This is a genomic window from Calothrix sp. UHCC 0171 (genome assembly GCF_034931845.1).
Taxonomy (GTDB): domain Bacteria; phylum Cyanobacteriota; class Cyanobacteriia; order Cyanobacteriales; family Nostocaceae; genus Brunnivagina.
Genome location: NZ_JAYGHN010000087.1, coordinates 1,249 through 7,039, shown reverse-complemented (window position 1 = coordinate 7,039; position 5,791 = coordinate 1,249). Strand labels below are relative to the sequence as shown.

The 5,791-nt window shown below is 38.9% G+C and carries 4 protein-coding genes and 2 pseudogenes; all 6 read right to left on the bottom strand.

Going from position 1 to position 5,791, the window contains the following annotated elements; genetic code table 11:
* A pseudogene (locus VB733_RS27050) lies at positions 1-420 on the bottom strand (hypothetical protein); the annotation flags it as partial.
* Between the two features lie 2 nt (positions 421-422).
* Positions 423-1,271 (bottom strand): hypothetical protein, encoded by an 849-nt coding sequence (locus VB733_RS27045; protein ID WP_323343140.1) that lies wholly within the window; start codon positions 1,269-1,271, stop codon positions 423-425.
* Positions 1,258-4,092, bottom strand: coding sequence for a hypothetical protein (locus VB733_RS27040; protein WP_323343139.1), 2,835 nt, complete (start codon positions 4,090-4,092; stop codon positions 1,258-1,260). Before VB733_RS27040 ends, VB733_RS27045 begins: the two co-directional genes overlap by 14 nt.
* Positions 4,089-4,427 carry a hypothetical protein gene (locus VB733_RS27035; RefSeq protein WP_323343138.1) on the bottom strand — a complete coding sequence of 113 codons (339 nt, stop codon included), beginning with the start codon at positions 4,425-4,427 and terminating at the stop codon, positions 4,089-4,091. The genes VB733_RS27040 and VB733_RS27035 overlap by 4 nt, the downstream gene beginning before the upstream one ends.
* Before the next feature lie 7 nt (positions 4,428-4,434).
* Positions 4,435-5,043, bottom strand: a complete 609-nt coding sequence (locus tag VB733_RS27030; protein WP_323343137.1) for a hypothetical protein — start codon at positions 5,041-5,043, stop codon at positions 4,435-4,437.
* Between the two features lie 10 nt (positions 5,044-5,053).
* A pseudogene (locus tag VB733_RS27025) lies at positions 5,054-5,791 on the bottom strand (hypothetical protein); the annotation flags it as partial.

Below are 5,791 nucleotides of genomic sequence, written 5' to 3'. Positions count from 1 at the left end.
AAATGTTGTGTCGGCAAGTTGAATATTAAGAACACTAACCACTTCTTTATGACCAATATTTCGGATAACAAGTACGGTTTGTGAAAGTAAATAACCGTTACTGCCTAAGAACAGGGCGATTACTAATGGGTAAATAAAAGAAGCTGCCAATTCCGACCATAAAAATCGCTTTTCTTGGTAATCAGCAGCCATTTTGATAGCTAAGAGAATAATACTTAATGCAGCTAAAGTTGTTCCTAAATTACACAATCCAGCCCATAATGCACCCGATGGATTAACTACATCTCCCCAAACTTTATTCCAAGACTCAACAGTTTGCTTACTGAGTTCAATGCTACTTCTCACTAATCCAATTCCAACGCTGGAATCGGAATAATTATCTGGTTGTGTAACTTGGGCGATGAAGCGAGGGAGAATCATAGTTAATTATTTGAATTAGGAAAATTTTCGTTAAATACGGAATCACCTGGCATTACGAATAACGAACCTTGAGATATTGCGCTATTACCAGTTGCGATCGCACTTTGTCTTTCTCTTGTATTTACCGCATTCAATTCCTGTGCGACTTGCGCTGTTAAAGTTAACCCCAAAGCCCTATCCTGTCTGGCTTGGGATGCTTCCTGTAATTGCAAATCAGCAATAGTTGAATTACTTTTTAATTGTCGAGAAATATTTTGTAAAATTTGCTGGGAAGTATCAGAATTTTGCGAATCCTCCGACATTTGGTTAGATTCAAGTTCAGAATTAGCACTTTTATCCAGCGTTAATTTAGATTCTTGTTGAGCATTTTTTGAAAGTGTTTTTATTTGAGCAAATTCAATTGCTCCTACTCGTTCGCTTTGGTTTGCTAAATCCTGACGAATTGCGTAGGAATTAGGAATTTTATTCTCCAATTTGTTTGCTGTAGCTCCATCTTGGGGTAAAGAGCCTTTCATTATGTCGCTGACAACTTGACCTAAATCAGGAACTTCAACCGAGCCGATCGCGTTTTTTATCATTTGGGAAATATTACCGAAAAAGTCACCACGAACAAACGAGCGGACATCATTTATAAATGCTTGAATTTCCCCCGATGAGTTTTTATTGAATGTGTCGGTAGCAGTTTGGGAAACTTCTCGATTCTGGCTTGTATCTGAAGTCGCTGCAAATATTGGATTAATTGCACAAAAACTGACGCTTATAACTGCAATTCCGATAATGGAAATACTTTTGATTTTTACTTTATATCTTTTCGATATTAAGTTTCTATTTCTCTTCTTATTCCTCGGCATAATTAGCTCCTTTTTGAATTTGGATTAATTCCTTATTTGACTTTATTGATTCAACGTATATTTTCGTAAAATCAGCTAATCCCTGTAATTTCCCTTTCAAAGTATTGGGATATTGAGATAAGATTTCTCGACGGGTAATCCGTTCCTCCTGATTTGTTGCAACTGCTGCTAGAGACATTTCTCCCGGATAAAATCGAGTTTGCCAAAAACGTCCCCCTTTCTCAATTAGCCAGCATGAATACAAATCCGAATGTCGGGGAAAAAAGGATTCGGAAGCATTTTGAGCGATGATTTCTACAGGATACGAAAGATAATTTTGAAACGATGTAACTGCATTTGAAGTAATACAACCAGTGATGCGGTAACTGATATTTTGCATAATCATTGCAGCTGCGGAAGATTGACAAATTGTATCCGGGTCTTGGCTGGATAAAACTATACTTAACCCGTCTTTACGTGCAGTAGCACAGAGTTCCCCCACCATTGCGCTGAATCCATCCTTACGGAACAACACCGAAAGCTCATCACCGATAAATAGGCTTTTCGGGTAGGAAAGGGCGACACGCAAACATGCGGCTTTTGCTGCAACAGCCATTGTGTATGAATCTTGGTCATTACTTAGCCCACTTAGTGCGTAAAATTTAACCATTGGCTCTGGAGAGAAGCTGCTAGGAAGTGCGATCGCATTCCCTAATGGACTTACTAACAACGCTGCAATCTGACTGGTTATTTGATTTATCGCTTGATGGTCAATTGCTTCGGGTTTAGAAATATTGAGTCGAGCGGTCGAACAGAAACGGCTAAAATCTTTTAAAGTAGGCATATCCTGCCATTCGGGAGATTTCCAACCCTTAGAAAATGAGAGATTGTAGCGTTCGATGATATCGGGGTCGCTGAGAAAGATTTCGAGCGATCGCAATAAAATCGCATCAACCCTCTGCGCTAAATGTGGAGCATCCAACCGTCCCATGACGATGACTCCCAAAGCATTACGTATAAATGAACGCCAGGACTTCATCCGGGAGGCTCTCTCTTCTGGGTCGAAACTTCTCAAGTCTGGAGGTTCCATCAAGTTATTGGAAGCACGGGATAAATCGAAATACGCACCCGAATCTCCCAGTAGTGCGATCGCTGTTTTAAACGAACTCTCCCCATCGGCTGCGGGAATATCCATTCCCACCACAGGTATTCCCTGTGACAGTGCATCGAGCATAAATCGCCACAACAAGACAGATTTCCCAGAGCCAGTTTTTCCCGTGATTAAGGCATGTTGGGTATTACTGAACAAATCAACATGAACTGGTTTACCTCCTCGATAGGTCAAAAATTCAACGCCCTGACTATCCAATTCTTTGGGAAGGGTTAGCGGTAAAACTCCTGCAACGGTTTCACTTTCCAGTACCAATCGACGTTCGCTCAAAATCGAACTCGAATGTAAAATACGTCTCCAGGTGATGGGTAAAGTTTCTAACCAAATTTGCGATGCGATGTGCTTTTCCCGCACGACTTTAGCTGTACCGCAACTATTACAGAGCAGGTCACAGGCTAAATCCAAACTTTCGGCATTTTCCCGATAAACCAGAAACACCACCGCGCAGTTGAGAGGAACAGCACCTTTGTATAATTTCTTCTGCGCGTCAAAACTTTCCTCCTGTTTAATTTCCGCTCCTACGTCTCTACCACTTCCCTTAAGAAAAGCTCTTTCCCTTGCAACTTTGGTTTGTTTTGCTTGACGGTGTAAATTATCTTCTGTGAGGTAGCGATTTGCGGGGGAAATTTCCACCCAAGCTTCTGTATCGCGGACATGATTTTCGCTCAATACTTTCCACATCCATGCAATTTGTTCTTTCGTATTTATCCAAGCGGGTACGGTATCAGCCATTGTGAGAACACCGCAGACTTTATCTTTGATGTAGGTGCGATTGGTGCATTGACGGTGTTCGGGACAGCTACTTTTTCCTCTTTCTCCCGCGATTAAAATTGTTGTTGAATGTTTGAATGAATTTTGAATTTCTATTAGTTGCAATCCACTATTATTATCTTCCTTTAATACCAGAAGTTGAGGAATCTGTGGAGGGCTATATTGATTAAATCGACTCCACAACCACGACCATAATTCAACATCATTGAGGGATTGTATCTCCAATCCAGCTTTTGTGTTAAATAGCATTTCCCATTGTAGAAAACCTTCTGTATAAGCTTTCATCAAAACTTGACTAAGGAGTTGCTCCTGTCGTTGGGAAATGCGTCCGGTAAAGTTATCTAATAAAAAACGCCCTGATTTTGCTACTTGATAAATTAATTTAGATAAAAGGTCGCTTCTATTTTCTCCAAATGCATCCACAGTCCAGGTACAGAACACAATTTGTTGCCAAGTTGACCTTGCTCCTTTTCGAGTTAATTCCTGGATTCGAGCTTGTTCGTTACGAATTAAAATTGTTGGGAGTGGCAAAGTAGAACCTGCGGTAATTTTATTCAGTTGTTCTTGTCTCATCGAATCATCCGAATATCTTCCTAACAGAAAAGTGCATTTTTCCCCAGGAAGTATAAATTTCATCGCTTCGGAAATTCCAGTTGATATTGCAGTAATTTCTTCCGAGTAAAGTTGGTCATGAATACCTTTAATTTGGAATGCAAAAACCACTTGAAATTGATTTTCATCGGCAATATCACCTTGATTTAATAAAAACCCTCCGATACAGCGATTATCCCTTTCAATCCGAATCATACAGCAGAGGTCAAGTTCATTTTCAAAGGGAATATACTGTGATTTTTTATTATCTGAATTTTGGTAATCGATAATTGGTATTTGCGCTTTCATAATCTTATTTGATGTTTTAATTTCCTGCGAAGACTGCGAGAAAATAGAGGAGATATATAAATTGCTCCACCACTCATCCAGTTTTCCCCTTTAGGCTTACGAAAACGATTAACGTATTTATCTGGGTCTTTTCCTGTGACAAACCACCAACTAATAATTAGCCAAAAACTAATAACTACAACTTTGGGAATTCCCCAACCTAACAAACCATCAAAGATAAAATAGGAAATTGTGATAATTGCCAACCACGGCATGATTTGATTGGCTGGAACGAAACCAAATCCTGCTTGTTTACCCAAGATTTTATTGACTTTGATTGTTTCTTTCTCTTGCAAAATTGATTCAACCTCCCGTGGTGGTTCCGTTACCTATAAAGAGGAAAGTAATTACATCAATTGTCAAAATAATCCCGATAGCTAAACCTGCTTGAGTTGCGATCGGTCTCCAATCATTACCTTGCTGTGCTTGGTTATAGGCAAATAATGCTGCAACTCCTACTAATAGTAGAAACACTCCGCGAATCGCATTGAAAACTAATGCGATCGCTTGCGGGTCAATAGAACTTGTTCCTCCTGTTGAACTCTGTTCAGCAATGTTGGTGAGATATTGTTCTAATCCACTCAAAAATATTGCCTGGGCTGGCATTTCAAAGATTGTCAAGGTTGCGGTGATGGCGATAATTAACCCTGTTATTTGCCAAAAGTGAATCTTATTTTTAACTAAATTATTCAAGTAAGGTATAAGGATAATTAACCTACTTAAACAGTAGAAAAATAACGATAAAGAAAGGATGATTACGACTAGCAATGGCTCGCGAATAGCTAAATAAATCAATCCAATTCCAATAGATAAGCCGGCAATGCTATCAGCCTGATTCCACCTAATTATCTTCATGATAATGAATGTATTTGGGTTATTGTTAGGATATTGATATGGGTATTTTGTAGACATAATCAATTATTTATATCTCCAGATAAGACTCAGCAATATTGTTTACAGTTGTTTTTGGCTGATGTGGAACTGTGGATTTACAAGCAAGATTTAAAGATTGAATTTGCCTTTGGTGGAAATCGCACTGTTCAATACTCCAACGGTTGTATTTAGCGTCAATTAAATTTGCAATAAATACAGGTTTTATGTCAGTGCCTGAGATAATTTCAAATCCTTTCAAAGACGCAGTTGTAATTGTCTCTCCAATTTCATTCCTTGGAGCAGCTTCAAAGTAAAAATGGTATTGTTTATTGGATTCTGGGTCTTTCCATTTAAAAGATTGAGGATAATCACCCGCTTTCAAAGTCATAAATTCTTCCGGTAGAACTTGTTGAAAGCGTTTAATTATTGCTAATCCAGCATTTTGTATATCCGGTTTCTCTTCGGTTTGCAGAGTATCGGTGACAGAAATTCCTGTTTTTAACCCCAATCCAGTTAGCATTAACCCATTTATTTCATGTTGATTTGCTAACTGACTAACTGCATTGATTAAGCCTGGATTTATTTTCTTTAATCTAGAAGTAGGCGTTTCAATTATTTGATTCGTCTCGGAGTCATTTGGATTGATAATGCGTTGGTCTTCAACTTGCAAGCCGGGATTTATGATTATTCCACTTGGCGATGATGACGGAATAGTAAGGTTTCCTTGTCGGTTTGTGGTTGCTATCTCAATCTTTGTAGTTGCTTGTGAGTAAGGAATAATATCACT

What these genes read in the sequence shown, in the direction of transcription:
- VB733_RS27030 (WP_323343137.1), bottom strand. Translation starts at nt 5,043, where the DNA reads ATGTCTACAAAATACCCATATCAATATCCTAACAATAACCCAAATACA.
- VB733_RS27045 (WP_323343140.1), bottom strand. Translation starts at nt 1,271, where the DNA reads ATGCCGAGGAATAAGAAGAGAAATAGAAACTTAATATCGAAAAGATAT.
- VB733_RS27040 (WP_323343139.1), bottom strand. Translation starts at nt 4,092, where the DNA reads ATGAAAGCGCAAATACCAATTATCGATTACCAAAATTCAGATAATAAA.